Genomic DNA, 22,720 nt, shown 5'->3' on the forward strand with positions numbered 1-22,720 from the left:
TCTCATATAAATAGCGAACTGACTGATTCGTCTTCATGGATACGCCGGATCGCTTCACCAAGCAGCGGCGCCACGGATAGTACATGGAGCTTGGGACACTGTTCTTCTTTTCCGCGCAACGGAATAGTATCCGTCACCATGACCTCCGCCAGGCAGGATCGACAGAGCCGTTCAAGCGCCGGTCCGGATAACACCGGATGGGTGCAGCCGGCCCATACTTCGCGCGCCCCCTTGTCATAGCAGGCTTGCGCTCCCTGCACGATTGTGCCCGCCGTGTCGATCATGTCGTCCAAGAGCAACGCGCTCTTTCCCTGAACGTCCCCGATGATGTTCATCACCTGCGCTTGATTGGGGCCCTCTCGCCGCTTGTCGATGATCGCCAGATTGGCCTGCAGTCGCTTCGCAAACGCACGAGCCCGTTCCACACCGCCCGCGTCCGGAGAAACAATGACGAGATCCGCAATTGTGCGCTTGGTAATGTAATCCATGAGCACCGGAAGGGCATACAGGTGGTCAACGGGAATGTTGAAGAAACCTTGGATTTGTCCGGCATGTAAGTCCATGGTCAGCACGCGATCCGCCCCGGCGGTCGTGATGATGTCCGCGACCAACTTGGCGGAGATCGGAACACGCGGCTGATCTTTTCGATCCTGCCGCCCATAGCCAAAGTAAGGGATGACCGCGGTGATGCGATTGGCCGACGACCGTTTGAGCGCATCGATCATGATCAGCAATTCCATGATCGAATCATTGACGGGCGCGCAGCACGATTGAGTGACAAACACATCGGCGCCGCGAACATTTTCCTCTACTTTGACGCGAACTTCTCCGTCACTGAACGAGGACACGGTCGCTTCGCCGATGCGGATACCGAGGTAGTCACAAATGGCGTGGGCGAGCGCAGGATTGGCGCTGCCCGAGAAAAGCTTCAACTCCCTGCTCATGTGTCCCTCGGACTCTTACGATGTGCCGACGCAGAGGCCTATCCGGAAAGCTGAACGAATCGTTTGGAACGGCGTGGATCTGTGGGCGCCCACTAACCTCGTCGCGTGACCGTCAAGAAAGAAGCCGTCGGAAAGTGCAAAATCTATCGGAAAGCCATATGGGTTGTCAACCTGGGAAGTGGTGCGGTGATGGTCAAGGGATGTCTTTATTGGAAGCTCAGCGGCTCCACGCACGTCTCGACCAAAAAAACTCTGTTCTGCGGCTCGGCGCTGAATAGTTCACACGCGCGAGTGGCCGAGGCTTTGTCCGGAAAGACTCCAAATACCGTCGCCCCGCTGCCGGACAGCAAGGCCATGTCCGCCCCCGCCGCCGCCAGGCGGTGCTTGAGGTCGCGAAGGACGGGATGCGCCTCGAACACGGGCGACTCAAAATCATTCGCCGCATCGCGGATGATATCGTGCCAGTTCAACTCCGGATAGTCACCAAGCGCGGGTTGCCGCACCGGGGCAGTCTTTTCACGAGAGGCGGCCAATTGCTGATAGGCCCATCGCGTATCGACGGGAAACCCCGGGTTGATCAAGAGAACCCAGCGGCGTTCCACGAGCGGCGCCGGGCGAACTTGCTCTCCTCTCCCCGTCGCCACAGCGGTCGGAGCGGCAAAGAAAAAGGGGACATCGCTGCCCAGATTTTGGCCGATGTCGCTCATGATCGCTCGCGACCATCCTAGCCCCAGCAACCGATCGAGGCCCAGGATGGTAGCCGCGGCATCGCTGCTGCCACCCCCGAGGCCGGCGCCCGTGGGAATGCGCTTCTGCAATTCGATTGCGATCCCCCCCCGGCGCTGCGCTCGCTCGAGCACGAGCGCGGCCGCGCGGGAGACCAGGTTGGTCTGATCTACTGCCAACGCCGGATCATCGCATCGCAAATCAATGCCGGCGGGCGATTCAGGCCTCAGGGTAATCAGGAGCTCGTCGTAGAGTCCCACCGTCTGCATCACGGACCACACATTATGGTACCCGTCAGACCGGCGGTCGAGCACTCGGAGGATAAGATTGATTTTGGCTGGAGCGCGAACCCGAACGTAGGCGGGCCTCATGTGAGGCGCATCCGGCTGACCCTAGTCACGGCCTCCTTTGATCTCATATTTCTCCAGCCGGTACCGAAAGGATCTGGTATTCAAGCGAAGCAACCGCGCCGCTCGTTTCTTGACCCATTGGCTCCGTTCCAGCGCTTTGAGGAGCAGCGCTTTTTCAATTGAATTGATCAGCCCTTCCAGGTCCAAGCCTTCGTCCGGCAGATCGGTCGACAGGCCGGCCTGCTGGTGAGCGGGGGCTTTATGAAGCCATCCGCCGATGTCGGCGTCGGTCACCGTACTTTCCTGACTGAACGCGACCACGCGTTCAATGACGTTCTCCAATTCCCGGACATTGCCCCGCCATTCATGTGCCAGCAGCACGCGCATGGCTTCCTGCGTCAGGTTCGGCATCGGTTTACCACTTTCCCGGGAAAATTTCTCCAGAAAATGGGTCACCAAGAGAGGAATATCGCCGCTGCGCATACGGAGCGGCGGCAGCTTGATGGGAATGACATCCAAGCGATAGTAGAGATCTTCCCGAAACGCGCCCTCCGCCACGGCCTTTTCCAGATCGCGATTCGTGGCCGCGACGATCCGAACGTCGACTTTGACATCTTGCGTACCGCCGACCCGTCGAAATTCGCGTTCCTGGATCACCCGCAGCAGCTTGACTTGGATGGCCGGAGTCGTATCCCCGATCTCGTCGAGAAAAATCGTGCCCCCATTCGCCACTTCGAACAATCCAGCTTTGTTCGAAACGGCCCCCGTGAACGAGCCTTTCATATGCCCGAACAGTTCGCTTTCCAACAGAGTTTCCGGCACGGCGCTGCAGTTGACCGTGACGAACGGCATCTGCGCCCGGCTGCTGTTGTAGTGGATAGCCCGCGCCACCAACTCCTTCCCGGTGCCGCTTTCTCCTCCGATCAGGACATTGCTTTTGGAATCCGCGACCTTTTTGATCACTTCGAACACCCGTTGCATCGCCTCGCTTTGACCGATGATCCGGGAGAACGATGATTGGCTGGCCATTTCCCGCTTGAGCAGAATGTTCTCGGTGGAAAGCCGGCGCCGCTCCAGGGCGTTGCGAATAATCAGCTGGACCTCGTCGACTTGAAACGGTTTCGTCAGGTAGTCATAGGCCCCATGCTTCATGGCATCCACGGCCGACTCGGCGGATGCAAAAGCGGTAATTACCAAGACCACGGTCTCGGGCGACGATGCTTTGACCGCCTTCAGCACTTCCAATCCATCGATCTTGGGCATACGGAGATCGGTAATCACCAGGTCGAACAATTCTTTATGAATATGGTCGATCGCCTCTTGTCCGTTCGACGCGGCCGTCACGCCGTACCCCGCCCGCTTGAGCATGATGCTCAGCACATCGCGCATACTTTGTTCGTCATCGACAACTAGAATCTTTTCCACGGTTCCCTTCCTTCATACCATGGCCGCGCGCCGGTATCGGCAGAGCGCGGCAAGCACACGATGAACTTGGCCCCATGCCCTACGTCACTGTCGACCTTAATCCATCCTCCATGCAGATCGACGATTCGGTGGACTTGGGCGAGTCCCAGGCCCGAGCCTTCTTTTTTGGTCGTAAAGAAGGGCAGAAAAATCTTGTCGAAGTTCTGCCGGGGAATACCTTCGCCCGTATCCTGAAACGTGATTTCCATGACATCGGTACGGCGGCCCATGACATCAACCTGCCGCAAGGCGGTCGCAATGGCGAGCCGGCCCCCGGCTGGCATGGCATCAAACGCGTTCGTCGCAAGGTTCCAGAAAACCTGTTTGAGTTGATCTTGATCCACCTGCGCGACGAGGGGCTCGGTCGCCATGGACGCCGATATCGTCATGTGCACGCGTGTTCGAGCCTCATGTTGAATCAGATTCAACGTGTCGGCAAGCAGTTTGTTTAAATCGTGCTCGCGCAAATGGAGTTCCGGCGGACGGGCATACTGAAGAAACTCCGTGATGATGTTATCCAACCTGGTCGCCTCTCGAATCGCGATGTCCATCAAGCGTTGGCTGGTGTCATCGCCGCGCACATCAGCCCGCAACATCTGCATGGCTCCCGCCAGCGCGCCCAGCGGATTCCGTATTTCATGCGCCATCCCGGCTGACATCTCACCCAGCTTGGCCAGCCATTCGCGCCTCCGCATTTCCTCTTCCAAGTCTCGAATCTGGGTGAGATCCTTGAAGACGCCTACCAAGCCCGTTTGCTTGCCCTGCTCATGAAGCGGTGACACCGTCATGCCCAACACGAGCCGGCTTCCGTCGGCTCGCGCGCATTCCACTTCGAATCGAACGGACGCGATCGACATCACATCTTCTTCGTCCGAGGACTCCATGGGATGCCAATTGAAGACTTCGCGCCAGAAACGCCCCCGGACCTGTTCGGCCTGGTAGCCGGTGGCCTCTTGCGCAGCAGGGTTGAATGAGGTGATCCGTCCCGCCTCGTCGGTGGTGAACACCCCGCTGCTGATGCTGTGGACGATATCCTCGTGAAACCGTTGCAGGCGCGAAAGCCCTTGTTCCTTTTCGCGCAGCGATTGATCCGCTTGTCGCAACTGATCCGCCAGCATCCCGCTCAAAAATCCGACACCGAGAAACGCAAGTCCGTAGATTGAAAAGGTCTGCATGCTTTCCGCATAACTCAATCGGCTGGGCGGTAACCATCCGACCGACTGTAAGAGCCCTTCGGATTGAACCACCGTCACCGTCCCCAGCAAGATGGTGCATAGACTGGCCGTCACCAGGCCCGCGCGACATTGCAGCACGAGGCTGGCAACGGCCACGGTGATGACATACAGCACGGAAAAAGGACTCTCGATCCCGCCGGTCGCCAGGACCAGAATGGTTTCAAGAATCAAGTCAATGGCCATCTGAAACCAGAGCACGAGCGTCAAGGCTTGCTGAGTACTCAGATACCGGAGCAGCGCGGCATAGAACAGGGTGACGACATAGGTGAAGATAATAAGTCCGTAGAATATCGGCGCCTGTTCGCCTCTGGTGACCTGGAACGCCAGAGACAGGCCGAGCAACAACGTCACCACGACCACGCGGAGGGCCATCAACCAATGCAATCGCGTTTTCAGTTCATTCATGAGATCAGGTGCTCAACGAGGCGGCTAGGACTAATACGACACGCTGCCCCACGGCAAAGCGGGATGCCGCGCCGTTCCGCTTGTTTCGGAGACGGCGAACGGTGCCTGGCGGTTGCGTGCGGCATCCGATTCCAAGCGATGCATGAAAACTTATTGATGTGGAAATGAGGGGGACAATACTACGGAACAAGCATTCCTTGACGTCTCCGGCTTAGCCGATCGCCGAGGCCATCGTAAAGATGGGTAAGTACATCGCGATGACGATGAAGCCGATAATCGTGCCCAGGACGACCATCATGATGGGCTCCAGCAGCGACGTCATGGCGGCGACCGCTTGATCGACTTCGTCCTCGTAGAAATCCGCGATCTTTCCCAACATGGCGTCCAAAGCGCCGGTTGATTCTCCCACCGAAATCATGTGGGTCACCATTTTGGGAAAGACTTGGCTCTTGGCAAGGGGCTCGGAAATGGTTTTCCCGCTGCTGATGCTGATCCGGGCCCCCAGGAGCGCTTCTTCGATCACTTTGTTCCCCGAGGTCTTGGCGCAGATCCCTAATCCTTCCAAGAGGGGTACGCCGCTGGTGATCAGCGTCCCCAACGTTCTCGTAAATTTTGCCACCGCGGCTTTCCGAATGATGTCGCCGAAGATCGGCAGTCTGAGCAGCAGGCGATCGATGACGACGCGCCCGTTGGTGGTGTTGTAGTACCGCTTGGTCCCGTAAATGGCCGCGGCCAAGGCGATCACGATATAGACGATATAGTTCTGGAAGAAATTGCTGATGTCGATGACGAGTTGCGTCGGACCCGGCAGTCCGACTTTTCCTCCGGACATCTCCGCAAACATCTTGGCAAAGATGGGGATGACCCACACCATCAGCACGGAAATCACAATGACCGCCACTCCCAAAATGGCGATCGGATACACCATGGCCGACTTGATCTGACCTTTCAGCTTCATGGCTTTTTCAATATGCTTGGCCAGCCGGGTCAGAATCGTATCGAGCAGCCCGCCCACTTCGCCCGCGTGAATCATATTGACGTAGAGATCATCGAAAACCTTCGGATGTTTCCTTAGGGCGTCGGAAAATGTCGATCCGCTCTCGACATGATTTTTCACGTCCGCCACGGTCTCCCGGAGGACCTTGTTTTCGGACTGGGTGGCCAAAATGTCGAGACATTGGATCAACGGAAGGCCGGCATTGATCATGGTGCCGAATTGGCGCGTGAAGACGACCAGATCTTTGTCCGTGAGGCCGCTGCCGAAACTAAGACTGAACTTGCCCGATTTGGCGGCCCGCTCTTCGAGGCTGGTGACGACGACTTGCTGCTTGCGAAGCTGGTCAACCGCTTCGTCACGGGATTTTGCGCTGAGTTCGCCCTTTTTGACGGTTCCCTGGCGGGTCCTTCCCACGTACGCGAATGTACTCATAGGCGCAACTCCAGCGAGACATGCACGAGCGACCTCGTCATTGTGCGAGCATGAACGAAGTCTATAAGAGGTCCCTGGGTCTGTCAAACGAATGAACCAAATGCGTGAGGTGAGACGTCGTCGAGACAATCGGCTACGCGCCGCTTGTCGTGACGTGGGCGTAGCCGCGGTAGAGATAGTGAAGACCCGACGACAAGGTCACGAGCGCCATCACATACAAGAGAGGGCGAATGATCGACAAGTCGATTTGACGGGACGCGAAAAAGACAACCAACACCAATGTCGTGAGTTGGATCAGGGTCGTGCTTTTTCCCAAGACTGTCGGTGAGATATCGACCTGGGTATCGGTGTATTGCGCCACCGCTGTTCCCAGCATCAAAATCAGATCTCGACTTACCACAATAATCGTCACCCATAAGGGGATCAAGTGCATGACCGAGAGAGTAATGAAGCCGGTCGTCAAAAGCAGCTTGTCCGCCAAGGGATCGAGAACCGCTCCCAACTGGGTCCGCTGGTTCGCCACGCGCGCGATGGTGCCGTCCAATCCGTCGGTCAACCCCGCCACAAAGAGCACCACTAATGCGTAATCATATTGCTCATAGACCAGAAAGCCGACGTAAACGGGAATCAGAAGAATGCGGAGGATGGTCAAGCTATTGGGAACGTTCATGTACATGAAACGTGCTGCGACCTGTCACGCCGAAAAGACGCCGGAACGGGATAAGCCAGGCATCATAGAAAGCGGGCCCCGCCTTGTCAACGACGGTTGCACTCCGCGTTGCGGCCCCTTATAATCCGCTCCGGCCTAGGGCTTTGGAGACTCGGACGGAGGTATGTATGAGTTCGCTCCCTCTCCTTTTTAGAAAAGAGGGCTTGATCGAACGACATCAGGTCGAAGGGATCGACCCGAGCGATCGATATTTTAACCGTGCGATCCTGGTCAATCGGACGACTGCGGGTTATACAGCCAAGGTCACCTATGAGGCCTTGGCCGTGGAAGGAAAGGCTTACTCAACCGTGGCCGCGGCGGTCAAGGACGTCATCGAACAGCTCCAACGGTTTGGATTTCACAAGCTGCGCAGCCGAGCCAATTTCAAGGGCGCCCGCTACCTGGCTGAGAAGGAAACCTGGATCGAGTACCCCGATCAGCCGTGACGCGGTTCTATTCCCGCCTCGTTCGCACTATCGTTTGATACACCACATCATGAATCTGCGGCCGGAACTGTTTAATGCGCTCGTTCCGCCTGCTGGGATGGACTCGATTCGACAACAGCACAACTTCCAGGCGGCAAGCCGGATCGACCCACAGCGATGTACCGGTGTACCCAAGATGCCCGAAGGAGATATCCGAAAACCATGTCCCCGCCGACGATGGCGCAGAAGGTGTATCCCAACCGAGAGCCCAGCTGGAATGAGGAACAGCGGTGTGTCGGGCGACACACCGACGGACGAGACCGGCATCCAAGATGGACTGCCGCCCCTCGTATGCGGACAGCCAGGCGGATGAGATCGCGAGCACTGCGCGGGCAGTGCCGAAGAGGCCGGCATGCCCGGCGATGCCTCCGAGCGCAAAGGCGTTTTCGTCGTGAGCCTCCCCACACAGGAGTCGTCCTCGCCATGCATCATGCTCGGTTGCTGCAATGGGATACTCCGCGCCAAATCGCCTCTCGCCTTGTTTTGCGTCGGGAACAAACGCAAGCGGCGTCGCCCCCACCGGCTCAAAGAGCTGCCGTCCACAAAACATTGCCAAGGACTCGTTTGTAATACGTTCCACGATGAAGCCCAGCAACATAAAGCCGAGATCGCTATAGAGACTGCGTGTTCCGGCCGGATACAGCAGAGACTCATCCCGAATGTAGGAGATCACGGCCTCTTTGGCCCGTTGGTGATCCACGCAGCCATCACAGAGGATCCCGTCCGCGCAAAGACGTTCATAAAATGGACGCCAGCCCGGCAAACCGGAACTGTGCGTCAGCAGGTGAATAAGGGTAACACCTCCAAGTGCGGTGCCGCGTAACGTATCGATCCAGTCATCGACGCGCGACTCGAGTGTAAGCCGGCCCTGCTGCGCGAGGAACACGATGGCTGTAGTGGTCGCGAGCGGTTTGGTGAGGGAGGCAAGATCGTACAGCGTCTGCGTCGTCGCTGGCACCGGGGAAGGCGCAAGAAAACGTTGGCCTACGGCCCGTTCATAGACAAGGACATCCTGGTGTCGAACCGCCAAGACCGCGCCGGGAAAGGTGCCGTCTTCGACTGCTTTCTGAAGCGCCGCATCAATGGCTTCTACGCCGGCCATACGAGCCCGCCCGCCGCCCTCGTCACGTGCAGACTCGCCATTCTTCGAGCAATGGATCCGTTATCGGCCGCCGCTTGACTCACCGGCTAATTTCTCGTCCGCCGTTGCCGTTTCCGCTTGAAAGGCTTCCGTCTCCTCCACTTCCAACATGCGCTCAAAGGAACGAAGGGTAGCCCGAAACCGTTCGACCATGAGCAGACGCTGCTTCTGCAGGTCGGCCACATCGCGTTGCACATCGGTTAGCTCCACGCGCGCCTGACGGATCACCTCGCTGGCCTTCAACTCCGCTTCCTTGATGATCAAATCCGCTTCCCGCTGCGCGGATCGCTTGACATCCTCCGCCAACGATTGGGCGGACACCAGCGTGTTGGACAACGTCGATTCGGTCCGCTTTAACTCGGTGAGATGCTGCTCCGTCGCGACCAGTTTTTCGCGAAGCAAGGCGTTGTCCCGGTTCAATCCTTCGACCGTGAGCGCCAGTTCCTCGAGAAATCGATTGACCTCATCCTTGTCATACCCGCGGAACTTGACTTGGAACACCATCTGCTGAATGTCGATCGGCGTAATCTTCATGAGCCACCTCTTCGTCGTTCAGTTGATTCTGACTGCGAGGTCCATTAGCGTGCGGACGAGCGCTAATTGTAGAAAGATTATGATGAGGATAGCAATCATGGGAGAGAGATCAATTCCCATCCGCCAACCCATCCATCGTCGGATCGGCGCCAGCACGGGCTCGGTCGCCCGTTCCAAAAATTGCACGATCGGATTCCAGGGATCAGGATTCACCCACGAAATTAATGCCCGGGCGATGATGACCCACATGTACAACCAGAGTACCGTATCGAGCACGGTCGCGAATCCATGTAACACGTTGCCGACTACAAACATGTGCGTCCTAACTCCTCCGAGCGTTTGGTCGCGGCTTCGACGGCCGCCATCAGTGTCGCGCGAAAGCCCCCCTCTTCCAACCGGTGAAGTCCGGCTATCGTAGTTCCACCCGGCGAAGCCACCTGGTCTTTCAAGCGCGCGGGGTGTTCCCCCCGTTCCATCAATAAGCGGGCTGCACCCAGCATAGTCTGGACCGCCAATAATTCTGCCGTCCGGCGGGGAAGCCCCATGTTGACGCCGCCGTCGGCCAAGGCTTCGATCGCCACAAACACATACGCGGGACCGCTCCCACTCAGCCCGGTCACGGCATCCATCAATCGCTCCTCCACCATCACGACGCGGCCCACCGATTCAAACAGGCTCCTGGCAAATGCCACTTCTTGATCACCGCACGACGATTCAGCGGCCAAGGCCGTGATGCCCTCATGCACGAGCGCCGGCGTATTGGGCATAGCCCGGATGATGGCCCGCACCGCGGGTGCTTTCTTTCTGATCCAGTCCATCGGAATCCCGGCCGCAATCGACACAACCAGCTTCCCGTTTGCGACGGATACGATATCGGCCAATACTCGGGCGACCATTTGAGGCTTAACCGCCAACAGCATGGCATCCGCCCATTCCACGGCCGCTTCATTGCTGTCCCCTACCTGAATACCGAACCGCGTTTTCAACACTTCCCGACGGGGGGCTAATGGATCGGTTGCCCAAATCTCGGATGGCCGGCAAACTTGTGATGCGAGTAGTCCCCCGATCAGCGCCTCGGCCATTTGCCCGCCTCCCAGGAAAGCAAGCTTGTTAGATCGACCGGCCTCAGACATCGCGCGTCCCAAAAATCGCGGTTCCGACTCGTACCAATGTGGCTCCCTCTTCCACTGCCATTAGATAATCGGCCGACATGCCCATCGATAATTCGTCCATCCGAACGTTGGGAAAACCGTACTGCGTGAGTACCTGCGCCAGGTCTCGTAGACCGCGAAAATGCGGACGCGTTCGGTTCGGATCGGTCTCCAGTGGAGGAATGGCCATTAAGCCTCGTACGGCCAGATGAGCCATGCCGCCTAAATCCGCGCAGGCGCCGGCTACAGCTTCCGGAGCAAATCCGCCTTTACTTTCTTCTCTCCCGATATTGATTTCAAGCAGCACGCACTGGCACAGACCGGCCTGTTCCGCGCGCCGATTGATTTCCTCCGCCACTTCAAGGCTCTCAACCGAGTGGATGAGTTCAAATTTGCCGACGACCGCTTTGACTTTGCGCCGTTGCAGCCGTCCGATAAAGTGCCAAGCCACGTGCTCATGCCCTAACTGCTGAATCTTCGGCAACGCTTCCTGAAGTCGGTTTTCTCCCAGAATGGTGACCCCGGCGGCAATCGCTTCCCGGATGCGATCCGCCCCGACCGTCTTTGTAGCGGCGACCAAGCGAATCTGGTCAGGCTGGCGCCCCGATCGCAATGCCGCCGACCTGATGCCTTCCAGAATATGGGAGACATTATCGGCAATCGTTCCGGAGTCCCGATCCATTCGCACCCCATATGTCCTCACCGATCGGTTCCGGCTCCGGAGGCAAGTATCCGCTCATGGGCTCGCAAACCAGGCGGCCCATGCGAGGGAGCATGTCACGGCAGGAGTATCATCTTGGCGCCACCAAGGCAATACCGCTCACCATGGTGCGCTTCACAATGCCTTCCCGTCGGTAGGAAAAGAATAGATTGGGATGACAAATCGTACAGGCGTTGACCACACCGATCGCCTCTTCAAACAGACCGCTTCCAATCGCTTGCCGGCGGATCAGTTCTCGCAAATCGAGCATCGCCTTCTGTGGACCCCTTTGCCTGCGCACGACCAATTGCCAATCGGGAAAGGCGTCCCGCAATTGGGACAGGACCGGCTCATCGACTTCATAACAACAGGATCCGGCTGAAGGTCCCACCGCCATTCGCAGCGAGGCCGCCTCACTGCTGAACCGGCCGGCCAATGCGGTAATTGTTTTAGGCACAATGCCGGCGACGGCCCCCCGCCATCCGGCATGGATGGCCGCCACGACCCGGCGGACCGGATCATGGAGCAAGACGGGAACGCAATCGGCCGTGCGCACCGTCACGGTCACACCCGGTTGGTCGGTGATCAGGGCATCCCACCCGCCCTCGAAGGATTGCCCTTCCACCACCGGGCGGTCGACGATCAGCACCTCGGTCCCATGCACCTGCTTCACTGCGATCACGGTTGCCGGCCCGGCGGAATGAAACCTCCTGCGTCCTGTAGATGTGCTGATCCCCGGCGTGACTTCAAGTTCGGAATGCCTTGTCCCAAAAAAATGGGCGATCCCGTCACCGTTCGCCGCGAACGAAGGAATGGTAATGAACGGCTGCGGCATGTTCAACACACTCGGCTGCTGTCCGTCGGCGCTAGTCCGCCTGCCTTCTTAGAAATGTCGGCACATCCCACTCATCATCCGCAGCAACCGCCACTCGCTCCACCGGCTCGCGCGCTTCGCCCAAGCGACGAAGGAACGTGGGACGGTCCAGGTCCTTGTGCGGCCGCTCTCCGGCGGCCTGCATGCCGGTCAAGACCTGTTGGGCCGCTCGACCGTTTCCATTCTTGGCGACCAACCGTTCAGGCGCCACCGGCTTGGAAGACGGTTGATCTTCCCGTTCAAATCCCGTCGCGATGACGGTCACCACCAAATCGTCTCCCATTTCAGAGTTGATGACCTGCCCGACGATGATGTTTGCCTCTGGATCCGCGGCATGTTGAACAATGGACGCCGCCTCCTCCACCTCGTGCAACGACATGTTAGGACCACCCGTGATATTCAGCAACACGCCGCGCGCTCCCTCGACGCTGCCCTCTTCGAGCAGCGGGCTGCAGATGGCCTTCTGCGCCGCTTCGGCGGCCCTGGTGGCGCCGCGTGCGATGCCCATTCCCATCACCGCCCGGCCGGTATGGGACATGATTGTGCGCACATCGGCGAAATCTACGTTCACGAGACCGGTTGTCGTGATGACATCCGCGATGCCTTGAATGGCTTGACGAAGCACATCATCCGCAACCTTGAACGCGTCGAGTAACGGCGTCGCCTTATCCACGATGCCGAGCAACCGCTGATTGGGAATGATCAGGACCGTGTCCACATGGCGCTTCAAATCGCGAATGCCTTCCTCGGCATGGCTCATTCGCCGGTGGCCTTCATATTGAAACGGCTTCGTCACGACGGCAACCGTGAGAATGCCGAGTTCACGGGCGATGCTGGCGACGATCGGCGCGGCCCCCGTGCCGGTGCCTCCGCCCATGCCCGCCGTTACGAAGACCATGTCGGCCCCTTCGAGGCTTTCCCGGATCTCATCCTTGCTTTCCAACGCCGCATCCCGGCCGACTTCCGGCTTCGCTCCGGCGCCGAGGCCCCGCGTCCGGTCGGGACCGATCTGAATTTTATAGGAGGCTTGTGACCGTTCCAGCGCCTGCACATCGGTGTTGGCCGCGATGAAGTCCACCCGGCAGAGCCCCCCGGTGATCATCGTATTGATCGCATTGCAACCGGCCCCACCGACTCCGATCACTTTGATGCGGACGGGTGACAATTGATCTTCTTGAATTGAAAACATGGGGACACCTCCCTTGGCGATATCGCGTTGGCCGGCCTCCTGCCGCACGCGACGGTTAAAAAAACTCGAACATCCACGACCGCATGCGATCCAATACTTTCCCCAACCCGCGCCCATGACGCATTCCCGCCGTCTCCAAGTCCTGAGCATGCTGTCGGGCGTGCAGCAACAGCCCGACACCGGTCGCATGCATGGGATTACTGACGATATCCCGCAGGCCACCGATGCCGGTCGGCACACCACGCCGCGCGGGGAGATTCAATCCTTTTTCCGCCGCATCGGGCATCCCTTCCAGCAACGACGTGCCGCCCGTAATAACCACGCCGGCGCCCAACATGCCTTCATACCCGGCGCGCACAATTTCCCGCTTCACCAGATCGAACATTTCTTCCACCCGCGGCTCGAGGATCTCCGCGATATCCCGACGCGAAAAAGTTCGGGGCGGCCGATCGCCGACCGAGGGCACTTCAACGGTCTGGTGCCCAGAGACCAGGTCCGTCCGCGCAATGCCGTGCTGCACCTTGATGCGCTCCGCCTCCGTCTGAGAAGTCAGCAATCCAATGGCCAGATCCTTCGTAAGATTCTGTCCGCCGATCGGCAAGACCGCCGTGTGTCGGATGCTGCCGTCCAAAAAAATGGCCAAGTCGGTCGTGCCTCCTCCCAGGTCCACCATCACCACGCCCAGCTCGCGCTCCTCCGCGCTCAAGACCGCCTCGCTCGAAGCAAGCGGCTGCAGAATAATGTCCACCACATCCAAACCGGCTCGATTCACGCTCTTGATGATATTTTGCGCGGACGTCACGGCTCCAGTAATCACGTGGACGTTGACCTCCAGCCGGTTGCCCGACATTCCCAACGGCTCCCGCACTCCTTCTTGATCATCGACCATGAACTCTCGAGGCAGCACATGAAGGATGCGCCGTTCGTGCGGGATCACCGCCAACGTTCGGGCGCTTTCGATGGCTCGATTGATGTCGTCCCTCGTCACCTCCTGCTTTTTCAGGGCGATAACGCCTTTCAGGTTTTCTCCCGAAATATGGCTGCCGGCGATTCCCGTGTACACGGAATTGATCTGAACGGCAGCCATGAGCTCCGCTTCTTCCACGGCTTTCTTGATGGACTCGACCGTACTTTCGATGTTCACCACCACGCCCTTGCGCAGGCCGCGGGAGGGACAGGACCCCACGCCGATGATATTGAGCGGTCCTTCATCGAGGACCTCCGCCACGATCGCGCAGATCTTGGTCGTCCCGATGTCCAAGCCGACAAGAATATGATCCCGCTTAGGCAATCAGCTCACCCCCTTCCACGAATAATGACGCGATCCATGTAACGGAGGTCGATCTCCTGGCTTCGCTCGCCTTCGTTGTCGAAAGCGACATCCCGAAGCGCGGGCCGCATCTGCAGGAATCGGTGCCATTGCTGATCCATCGATGACGCACTGAACTGGAAAGTCAAGCCCTGCACTGTAGCGACTAGATTCGACAGATGCGCCACATTAATATCGGGCCGTCCTCCCATGGACTTTGCCATCATCCGCGCCAATTCGGTGCCGGTCTTCACCGCCTGTCTTGCGTCCACCTTCCCTTGCAGCAAGCCGGGTGCATCAATACCGGACAGCATCGGCAATGACGGGTCGTCTTTGGTTCCCAGTCGCGCCAGAATGAAACCCTCCTCGTCGGTCAATACATTTTCAGTCGGGGTCCGCACGATGGCGGACGGTGATCGTTCCGTGATCGATATTCGGATTTCATGAAACGGCACGAGCGTGACGGACGCGTCTTTAATCCAGGGATGCTGCTCCAGCCGTCCCGCAAGCCAGGTCGGGTTCAGCGAGTAGAGAGTTGTATCGGGTTTCAGCGCCAGCCGCGATAGGATTTCTCGGCGACTCACATGATCCAAACCTTCGACCGTCACCTGCCGGACGGCGAATGATTCCTTCATCAACGGCCCCAGTTCACGCAGCAGCACGAAGAGTCCTGCACATCCCGCAGCAAACAAACTCAGCAGGCCGACGGCATAGAGTCCCTTCACCAACCGCCTGCCGAATCGCGCCAATCGGCCCTTGGCGGTTCGCCGATCATCACCGTATTCCTCGCCTCCACGGCGCGCATTGACGCGGGCGCTGCGCTTCTTCGCTTCCTTTTTGGTGAACAGGCTTGCCATCGTGACGATCAGGCCTTCGTATTGAACGGCTCACGTTCAGCGCGCGCCAAGGCGGATTGCAGAATCCGTTCGGTCAACGCTTCATAGGTCAGCCCCGCTCGCACAGCCGCCATCGGCAAGAGGCTGGTCTCGGTCATGCCGGGCACCGTATTGATCTCGAGAACATAGGGCTTCCCTTTGGGCGTAATCCGAAAATCGACTCGCGCCGCCCCTTCGCATCCTATGACTCGATAGGCCCGGATGGCCAAGTCACGGATCCGGCGGGCCACTGTGGCCGCAAGCGGAGCCGGACAGAGATATTGCGTGCGGCCCTTTTGATACTTGGCGGAGAAATCATAAAATCCTTCCGGCGCTACGATCTCGACGGCTGGGAATGCCTCTACACGGCCGCCTTCTCCCCGCACGACCCCGACCGTCACTTCATGACCGGGGATGTACGCCTCGACCATCGCCTCATTTTCATACCGATGCGCGAGCGCGAGCGCTTCATGCCATTGCGACGGGTTTCTGACGATAGTCACTCCGATGGTCGAGCCTTGAGACGGAGGTTTGACCACCACGGGCCATTTGAGTTTTGCGGCACGTAAGACGCCGGCACCCGAAGGTCGTGTGCCTCGCTCGACCACAGTGCCGGCCGGCGCCGGAATGTCATGCGCAGCCAGCAACGTTTTCGTGACGACCTTGTGCATCCCGATGGCGCTGGCGCGCACGCCCGATCCCGTGTAGGGAATGCGGAGTGATTCAAGAAACCCTTGAATGGAACCGTCTTCGCCGCCTGGTCCATGTAACGCAAGGAACGCGATCTGCACCTGGTGGTCGACCAAATCTTTGTGGAGGGACGGCCCCACATCGAGCGTGACCGCGTCATAGCCGCGTCGCAGCAACGCCCGATACACCGCGTCGCCTGTTCTGAGCGACACGTCCCGCTCCGCCGATTGCCCGCCCATCAGGACGCCGATCCGGGCTCGGGTCAATGGGCCGGCATCAGATTCGTTCCGGTTCACACATCCCCTCTAGGCTTCCCCAACAATTTTCAACTCGAGATCTAACGAGACACCGGTTTTCCGCCGGACTTCGCGACGAACTTTCTTGATTAAGTCGAGCACGTCCTTCGCCCGGGCATGCCCCAGATTCACCATGAAATTGGCATGCTTGTCCGAGACCTCCGCGTCCCCGACGCGCACACCTTTCAGTCCGGCCGCTTCGACCAACCGGCCGGCGGAGTCGTGTGGAGGATTTCTAAAGACACAGCCGGCGCTGGCCTGCGCCAACGGCTGCGTATCCTTGCGATACTGCAAATAGTCCTTCACCGTCTTTTCGATCGTGGCCCGTACACCCGCGCGCAATTGGAGCCGGACGCCAACGACGACTCCCCGAGGCAACCGGGCATGGCGATATTCGAACTCAATGTCCGACGCGTCGATATCGGCGACGTCTCCTTTCGGTGTGACAAGGCGAACGGCCTTCACGGCATCCTTCATCTCGCCTAACCTCGTCCCCGCATTCATCACGACGCAACCGGCGACCGTTCCCGGGATGCCGGCGCCCCATTCCACTCCGCTCAACCCGCGCCGGATTGCATACCCGATCAAGGTCGGCATGCCGACGCCGCCCTCCGCATACAAGACATGCCCCGGCTCTTCCTGAATCGCCCGCAGCTTCGACAGACTCATGACAACTCCGCGAATCCCTCCGTCACGGATGAGCAGATTCGTGCCGCCGAGCACAAAGACGCGGACTTTATTGGCGGTCGCTTGCTTGACCAGCAGAGCGACATCATCGATATCGACCGGTTCGACCAATATATCCGCCGGGCCACCGATTCGAAACGATGTATATTTCCGAAGCGGTTCATGGAATAGACTTCTTCCCCGGACACCGGCCACAACTTGCCGGAGCGTTGCCGCAGAAACCGGATGAGCGGCTTTGGTTGCAGCGTTCGACTCAGTCTTTCGCTCATGAGTCATTACGCCTGAGTCGGCAATCGATCCAAGATGCCGATGCCCGCTTTCCATATATCGCCCGCCCCCAACGTCAGCACCAGATCACCGGGTTTCAGTGCGGGCAAGACCTGTTCCGGCAATGTTTCTTTCCGCGGGACATACGTCACGATGGCGTGCCCGGCACCACGCACGGCGTCCGCCAAGCTCTGACCCGAAATCCCCGGCAGCGGCTGTTCTCCTGCCGCATAAATGTCGGTCATGAATAGCAGGTCGGCCTGATCAAACGCATGCGCAAACTCATCGGCCAAATCCCTGGTCCGGCTGTACCGGTGCGGTTGGAACAGGACGACCAGCCGCCGGTCCCAGCCTTGTTTGGCGGCGGCCAGGGTGGCTCGGATCTCGGTCGGATGATGGCCGTAATCATCAACCACCATGATACCGGCTTTTTCACCCCGCAAATGAAACCGGCGTTCGACGCCGCTGAAGGCGGCCAAGCCCTTGCGAATCAGATCGACAGGCACGTCGAGTTCCAAGCCGATCGCGATCGCGATCAACGCATTCGACACGTTGTGCACGCCCGGGATGGCCAGGCGAAACGGGCCCAGATTCCTCCCGCGGAAGTGAGCGCGAAATTCAGATCCCCATTGCCGTAGGCTGATTTCCGTCGCGCGAAAATCAAGGACGGTTCCCCCATGGTCCTGCAGTCCGTACGTGTGGTACCGCTTGACCACGCGGGGAAGGAGCGCCTGCAACCGCTCGTCATCCGCACAGAGGACGGCCAGGCCATAGAACGGCACCTTATTGATGAATTCGAGGAAACTGTCGTTCAACCGATCCATCGTTCCGTAGTGTTCGAGATGCTCACGATCGATGTTGGTCACGGCCACGATGGTCGGGGACAACCGCAGGAACGAGCCGTCGCTTTCATCCGCCTCGGCCACAAGAAGATCGCCGCGCCCCAGGCGGGCATGGCTGCCGAGCGCATTCACCTTGCCGCCGATGACCATGGTCGGATCCAATCCTCCCTGGGCCAGCACATTGGCCACCATCGAGGTCGTGGTCGTTTTTCCATGGGCCCCCGCGATGGCGACGCCGTATTTGAGCCGCATGAGTTCGGCCAGCATCTCGGCCCGAGGAATTACGGGAATCTGCTTCGCCTTGGCGGCGACGACCTCGGGATTGGTCGCGGACACCGCCGACGAAATCACCACGACCTGCGCCTCGCCGATGTTGGATTCATGGTGACCGATCGCGATGCGGCCGCCGAGCTCCTCGAGCCGCCTGGTCGTCTCCGATGCGGCGAGGTCGGAGCCGCTGACCTTATATCCCAAGGTCAGCAAGACCTCCGCGATGCCGCTCATGCCGGAACCCCCGATTCCGACCAAATGAATATGTTGCGTCTTTCTGAACATGGCGGTCCGCCTCAACTCATTGGCTCTGGGAAATGTTTGCGGAGCCTGTCCATGGCGCTCACTTTCGTGATGCTGAACTTCTCTGCGTTCATACCGCTCCAACACTCCTGTTGGTCTCATGACGCCTCCCCATTACGTCATAACATTCGCGGACAATGGCTTCTGCAGCATCGATCCGTCCAATCCCGGCGCTTTTTTCGCCCATGGCACGAAGCCGCTCCGGATCATTGAGAATGGCGGCCAGCGTGTCGGCCAAGCGCGATCCGGTTAATTCCGATTGAGGCAGCACCACGGCGGCGCCCGCCGACTCCATCACCGCGGCGTTCAGCGCCTGATGGTTGTAGATCGCGGTCGGCAGCGGAACCAGAATGGCGGGCTTCCCGCACACCGTCAGTTCGGCGACCGTCATGCCGCCGGCTCGGGCCACGATGAGATCCGCCGACCGCAACACAGCAGGCATGTCATAAAGAAACGGCACGACCTCGGCCGGCAGGCCGGCTCGTTCATAGGCCGTCCTCACTCGCTCAAGATCCTGCGCGCCGGTTTGATGCGTCACGCGTAGGCCGCTGATTGCCCGCAATACCGGTAACGAATCGATCACGGCCGAGTTGATCGCCTTTGCTCCTTGGCTGCCACCAAAAATCAACACATGGCGCCCTCCGCACATGCCCCGCTGTTCGTTACCTGATCGTTGATCTAAGAAGGCCCGCCGCACGGGCATGCCCACGACCCGAACCGTGGCCTGTTTGAAATACTGCTTCGCCGATTCAAACGCCAAAAAGATCCGGCGGGCAAGCGGTGCGACCACGGTATTGGCAAGCCCGGGATAGGCGTTCGGCTCCAAAATGACGCTCGGAATCCGGCGGAGGAACGCGGCCAGCAAGACAGTGGGGCTCGTATAGCCGCCGACTCCGATGACTAGGTCGGCCCGTCTGCGCTTGAGCACTCGCAACGATTGCCACAGGCTCACGGGAATAGCGGCCAATGCGCGTGCTCTGTCGAAGACCTGCTTGCCCATTAGCGGTTGGGCGGAAATCAACTCCAACTCGAACCCCTCGTGGGCCAATACGGTGGATTCAATGCCGCGCGAGGTACCGACGAATACGATATGAGTCGCTTGATCCCGGCGCTGGAATTCCCGAGCTACCGCGATCGCGGGATAGAGATGTCCTCCGGTCCCCCCCGCGGCAATCACCACGTTCATGCGCCTCCCTTCGCCTGTGCCCGTCCGCTTTTCGCTCCACCGCTTTCGCGACCTCCATGGCGATCCCGGGAGATGCTCAACAAGATGCCGACCGCCAAGAGACTGGCCACGAGTGACGATCCCCCATAACTGACAAACGGCAAGGTCAAGCCTTTCGTCGGGAGCAAGCCGGTGACCACGCCGGCATTGACAAGCGCCTGCACTCCGATGAGCAGCGTAATCCCCATGCCGAGATAGCGGCCGAACGGTACTCGCGCACGGTTCGCCACTTGAAATCCCTTGGTGACGAACAATGCGAACAACAGAACGATCAAGACGGTTCCGATCAAGCCCAATTCCTCGCCGATGAGCGCCAGCACAAAATCGGTGTGCGCCTCCGGCAAGAAGAAGAGCTTTTGTTTCCCTTCGCCGAGGCCGACCCCAAACAGCCCCCCGCTGCCGAATGCCAGAAAGGATTGCGTGATCTGAAAACCTGCATCGGCGGCGTCTTTCCATGGCGAAAGAAACGTCATCAATCGCTGCCGCCGGTAGCTGGACCGTAAGATCAACATCAACACCAGCGGGAGCGTGCAGAGGCCCAGCGCGATGAGGTGCTGGATCTTTGCCCCGCCGAGGAACAAGAGGGTCAACATGACCAACCCCATGACGACAACGGTGCCGAGATCCGGTTCCATTAACACCAACCCGCTCAACAGACCGATCACAATGACGGGCGGCAACAGCCCTCGGGCGAACTGCGTGATCTTCTCGTTTTTCTTGGTCAAGTAGGCGGACAGATAGATCACCGACACGACTTTCACCAGTTCGGCCGGCTGCACATGAATCGAGCCGACCTGCAACCATCGCCTCGCTCCCTTGGCCACGACCCCCAGCGAAGGGACGAGGACCAGGACAAGGAGGATGACGTTCAAGGCAAGCAGCGGCACGGCGAACTTGCGCCAGATCGTGTAGTCGATGCGCGATGCCACATGCATGAGGATCAAGCCGACGACCATCCACGCCATCTGGCGCTTGAGGTAGTACCATGGATCGTGAAAGCGATTGCCCGCCACAACGGCGCTCGCGCTGAACACCATCACCAACCCCACGAGCGAAAGGATGAGGGTCACCGCCAGGAGCGTCGGGTCCATCGCCACCCGCTTCGCCGACCGTTGCCCCGATGTGGACCAGGGCAATGTCAGCGTCCCGACCGCTTTCTGCGCCATCTCTCAGTGTCACTCCTCCGGTGCTCGGACCGCCCAGGGCGATCATGCCGGCAACTCATGCACCAGTGCCTTGAATTGTCGTCCTCGATCCTGATAATCCGCGAACATGTCGAAGCTGGCGCAAGCCGGCGAAAGCAGTACCACGTCGCCGGATTGAGCCTCCGCGGCGGCCAGTTCAACGGCTTCGCGCAGCGTCGCGGCATGGCGGAGCCGGTCAAACGGACCCACGGCGGACTGGATACGCGGCGCCGCTTCGCCGATCAGAATCAGACGCTTCACGCGTTTGCGAATCGCGCTTTCCAAGCGCCCGAAATCTCCCCCTTTATCACGACCGCCGGCGATCAACCAGATCGGCTGTTCGATACCCTCTAACGCTTTCAGTGTGGCATCGACGTTCGTTCCCTTGGAATCGTTCACATACCGGACACCCCGCCGTTCACGGACGACTTCCAGGGCGTGTTCGAGGCCCGGAAAAGAGCGCAGGACTCGCCGGATGGCCTCAATGGGGCATCCACAGAGCAACGCATAAGTCACGGCCGCCATGACATTGTCCACATTGTGCAAACCGATCAGCCGCATATCGCTTCTTCGACAAATCTCCTCCAGTTTACCGGTGACAGTGGAGACGATCCGATCGCCGGCAAGATACGTTTCCCTGTCCACCATGCCGGCGGCGCTCGCGCATCGGCGACACCCCAACACGTTGGCGTGGATGCCGGGCCGCAAGCGCGCGACCCGATCATCATCCAAATTTAAGACCGCATAGTCTCCCGGCCCTTGGTTTTCGAAGATTCTGGCTTTTGCCGCCACATAGTCCTCGACCGAGCGGTAGCGATCCATATGGTCAAGCGTCACATTCAGAATCGAGGCCACCCAGGGATGAAAATTTTCGATCGTCTCCAATTGAAAGCTGGATACTTCCGCAACCAGAAAATCAAAGGGCTTGTCTGCCGGCCCACCCGCTGCAACAGCCTGCTGCGAACGATAGATCGTCAATGCGGCTTCGCTGATCGCCGTGCCGAGATTGCCCCCGACAAAGGCCGACTTCCCCGCTTCCTTGAGGAAGAGTCCGATCAGCGTGACCGTCGTGCTCTTCCCGTTCGTGCCGGTGACGGCCAAAATCGGCGCATTCAGAAATTGCGAGGCCAACTCCAATTCGCCGATGACTTTGACGCCGCGCTCTCGAGCCCGTTCCAGCGCCTCCAGGCTGGAGGGAACACCGGGGCTGACCACGATCACATCGGCTCCTTCGAGCGCCGATTCATAGCCGGATCCCAATGCCGTCCGAATACGGTCCTGATTCAATTGCGACAGCACGCCGCCGAACTCCGACGATTCCTTGCGGTCCGCCACGGTAACATGGGCGCCGACGGCATCGAGCAACCGCGCGGCGGCGGCGCCGCTCCTGGCAAGACCCACGATGACGACGTTGGCGTCTTTGTACTCCATGGGCA

At 59.2% G+C, this 22,720-nt stretch carries 22 protein-coding genes; 1 reads left to right on the plus strand and 21 read right to left on the minus strand.

Features of this window, described 5'->3' with window-relative positions:
* Nucleotides 1-2: 2 nt before the first annotated feature.
* The 6 genes from ACWGXE_RS18800 to ACWGXE_RS18825 all read right to left on the minus strand — a co-directional run bounded on the left by ACWGXE_RS18800 (nucleotide 3) and on the right by ACWGXE_RS18825 (nucleotide 7,223).
* The gene (locus ACWGXE_RS18800) at nucleotides 3-944 is read right to left on the minus strand and encodes a ribose-phosphate diphosphokinase (RefSeq protein WP_447599582.1); all 942 of its coding nucleotides are present in this window, start codon (nucleotides 942-944) and stop codon (nucleotides 3-5) included.
* Between the two features lie 206 nt (nucleotides 945-1,150).
* Nucleotides 1,151-2,041 carry a 4-(cytidine 5'-diphospho)-2-C-methyl-D-erythritol kinase gene (ispE, locus tag ACWGXE_RS18805; RefSeq protein ID WP_447599584.1) on the minus strand — a complete coding sequence of 297 codons (891 nt, stop codon included), beginning with the start codon at nucleotides 2,039-2,041 and terminating at the stop codon, nucleotides 1,151-1,153.
* Between the two features lie 21 nt (nucleotides 2,042-2,062).
* Nucleotides 2,063-3,445, minus strand: a complete 1,383-nt coding sequence (locus tag ACWGXE_RS18810; RefSeq protein WP_447599585.1) for a sigma-54-dependent transcriptional regulator — start codon at nucleotides 3,443-3,445, stop codon at nucleotides 2,063-2,065.
* Complete coding sequence (locus tag ACWGXE_RS18815) at nucleotides 3,430-5,124, minus strand: two-component system sensor histidine kinase NtrB (protein ID WP_447599587.1); 1,695 nt, start codon at nucleotides 5,122-5,124, stop codon at nucleotides 3,430-3,432. Before ACWGXE_RS18815 ends, ACWGXE_RS18810 begins: the two co-directional genes overlap by 16 nt.
* A gap of 211 nt (nucleotides 5,125-5,335) precedes the next feature.
* Nucleotides 5,336-6,553, minus strand: a complete 1,218-nt coding sequence (locus tag ACWGXE_RS18820) for a type II secretion system F family protein (protein WP_447599588.1) — start codon at nucleotides 6,551-6,553, stop codon at nucleotides 5,336-5,338.
* A 133-nt stretch (nucleotides 6,554-6,686) separates the two neighbouring features.
* Nucleotides 6,687-7,223 (minus strand): CDP-alcohol phosphatidyltransferase family protein, encoded by a 537-nt coding sequence (locus ACWGXE_RS18825; protein ID WP_447599589.1) that lies wholly within the window; start codon nucleotides 7,221-7,223, stop codon nucleotides 6,687-6,689.
* A gap of 167 nt (nucleotides 7,224-7,390) precedes the next feature.
* On the opposite strand from ACWGXE_RS18825, the gene ACWGXE_RS18830 reads away from it, so the two are divergent.
* Complete coding sequence (locus ACWGXE_RS18830) at nucleotides 7,391-7,708, plus strand: hypothetical protein (RefSeq protein ID WP_447599590.1); 318 nt, start codon at nucleotides 7,391-7,393, stop codon at nucleotides 7,706-7,708.
* 7 nt (nucleotides 7,709-7,715) lie between these two features.
* On the opposite strand, the gene ACWGXE_RS18835 is transcribed toward ACWGXE_RS18830, so the two are convergent.
* The 15 genes from ACWGXE_RS18835 to murD all read right to left on the minus strand — a co-directional run bounded on the left by ACWGXE_RS18835 (nucleotide 7,716) and on the right by murD (nucleotide 22,715).
* Entirely contained in the window at nucleotides 7,716-8,849 is a 1,134-nt protein-coding gene (locus ACWGXE_RS18835) for a serine hydrolase domain-containing protein (RefSeq protein ID WP_447599591.1), read from the minus strand.
* A 60-nt stretch (nucleotides 8,850-8,909) separates the two neighbouring features.
* A complete protein-coding gene (locus ACWGXE_RS18840) occupies nucleotides 8,910-9,422 on the minus strand; it encodes a DivIVA domain-containing protein (protein WP_447599592.1) in 513 nt (170 codons plus the stop codon).
* 18 nt (nucleotides 9,423-9,440) lie between these two features.
* Nucleotides 9,441-9,737, minus strand: coding sequence for a YggT family protein (locus tag ACWGXE_RS18845; protein ID WP_447599593.1), 297 nt, complete (start codon nucleotides 9,735-9,737; stop codon nucleotides 9,441-9,443).
* Nucleotides 9,728-10,504, minus strand: a complete 777-nt coding sequence (gene proC, locus ACWGXE_RS18850; RefSeq protein WP_447599595.1) for a pyrroline-5-carboxylate reductase — start codon at nucleotides 10,502-10,504, stop codon at nucleotides 9,728-9,730. Before proC ends, ACWGXE_RS18845 begins: the two co-directional genes overlap by 10 nt.
* Nucleotides 10,505-10,547: 43 nt before the next feature.
* Nucleotides 10,548-11,255, minus strand: coding sequence for a YggS family pyridoxal phosphate-dependent enzyme (locus ACWGXE_RS18855; RefSeq protein WP_447599597.1), 708 nt, complete (start codon nucleotides 11,253-11,255; stop codon nucleotides 10,548-10,550).
* 109 nt (nucleotides 11,256-11,364) lie between these two features.
* Nucleotides 11,365-12,108, minus strand: coding sequence for a peptidoglycan editing factor PgeF (gene pgeF, locus ACWGXE_RS18860; RefSeq protein WP_447599598.1), 744 nt, complete (start codon nucleotides 12,106-12,108; stop codon nucleotides 11,365-11,367).
* Between the two features lie 31 nt (nucleotides 12,109-12,139).
* Complete coding sequence (gene ftsZ, locus ACWGXE_RS18865) at nucleotides 12,140-13,336, minus strand: cell division protein FtsZ (protein ID WP_447599600.1); 1,197 nt, start codon at nucleotides 13,334-13,336, stop codon at nucleotides 12,140-12,142.
* Nucleotides 13,337-13,391: 55 nt separating this feature from the next.
* Nucleotides 13,392-14,627 carry a cell division protein FtsA gene (gene ftsA, locus ACWGXE_RS18870; RefSeq protein ID WP_447599602.1) on the minus strand — a complete coding sequence of 412 codons (1,236 nt, stop codon included), beginning with the start codon at nucleotides 14,625-14,627 and terminating at the stop codon, nucleotides 13,392-13,394.
* Between the two features lie 5 nt (nucleotides 14,628-14,632).
* On the minus strand, nucleotides 14,633-15,502 hold the full coding sequence (locus ACWGXE_RS18875; RefSeq protein ID WP_447599604.1) for a cell division protein FtsQ/DivIB: 870 nt from the start codon (nucleotides 15,500-15,502) through the stop codon (nucleotides 14,633-14,635).
* A gap of 8 nt (nucleotides 15,503-15,510) precedes the next feature.
* A complete protein-coding gene (locus ACWGXE_RS18880; RefSeq protein ID WP_447599605.1) occupies nucleotides 15,511-16,506 on the minus strand; it encodes a D-alanine--D-alanine ligase family protein in 996 nt (331 codons plus the stop codon).
* A 9-nt stretch (nucleotides 16,507-16,515) separates the two neighbouring features.
* The gene (murB, locus tag ACWGXE_RS18885; protein ID WP_447599606.1) at nucleotides 16,516-17,469 is read right to left on the minus strand and encodes a UDP-N-acetylmuramate dehydrogenase; all 954 of its coding nucleotides are present in this window, start codon (nucleotides 17,467-17,469) and stop codon (nucleotides 16,516-16,518) included.
* Nucleotides 17,469-18,857, minus strand: coding sequence for a UDP-N-acetylmuramate--L-alanine ligase (murC, locus tag ACWGXE_RS18890; RefSeq protein ID WP_447603802.1), 1,389 nt, complete (start codon nucleotides 18,855-18,857; stop codon nucleotides 17,469-17,471). Before murC ends, murB begins: the two co-directional genes overlap by 1 nt.
* 88 nt (nucleotides 18,858-18,945) lie before the next feature.
* Nucleotides 18,946-20,061, minus strand: a complete 1,116-nt coding sequence (gene murG / locus ACWGXE_RS18895) for an undecaprenyldiphospho-muramoylpentapeptide beta-N-acetylglucosaminyltransferase (RefSeq protein WP_447599607.1) — start codon at nucleotides 20,059-20,061, stop codon at nucleotides 18,946-18,948.
* Nucleotides 20,058-21,266, minus strand: a complete 1,209-nt coding sequence (ftsW, locus tag ACWGXE_RS18900) for a putative lipid II flippase FtsW (RefSeq protein ID WP_447599608.1) — start codon at nucleotides 21,264-21,266, stop codon at nucleotides 20,058-20,060. The genes murG and ftsW overlap by 4 nt, the downstream gene beginning before the upstream one ends.
* A 42-nt stretch (nucleotides 21,267-21,308) precedes the next feature.
* A complete protein-coding gene (gene murD, locus ACWGXE_RS18905; RefSeq protein ID WP_447599609.1) occupies nucleotides 21,309-22,715 on the minus strand; it encodes a UDP-N-acetylmuramoyl-L-alanine--D-glutamate ligase in 1,407 nt (468 codons plus the stop codon).
* Nucleotides 22,716-22,720 lie beyond the last annotated feature (5 nt).

The sequence above is a fragment of the Nitrospira sp. Nam80 genome (assembly GCF_965152575.1).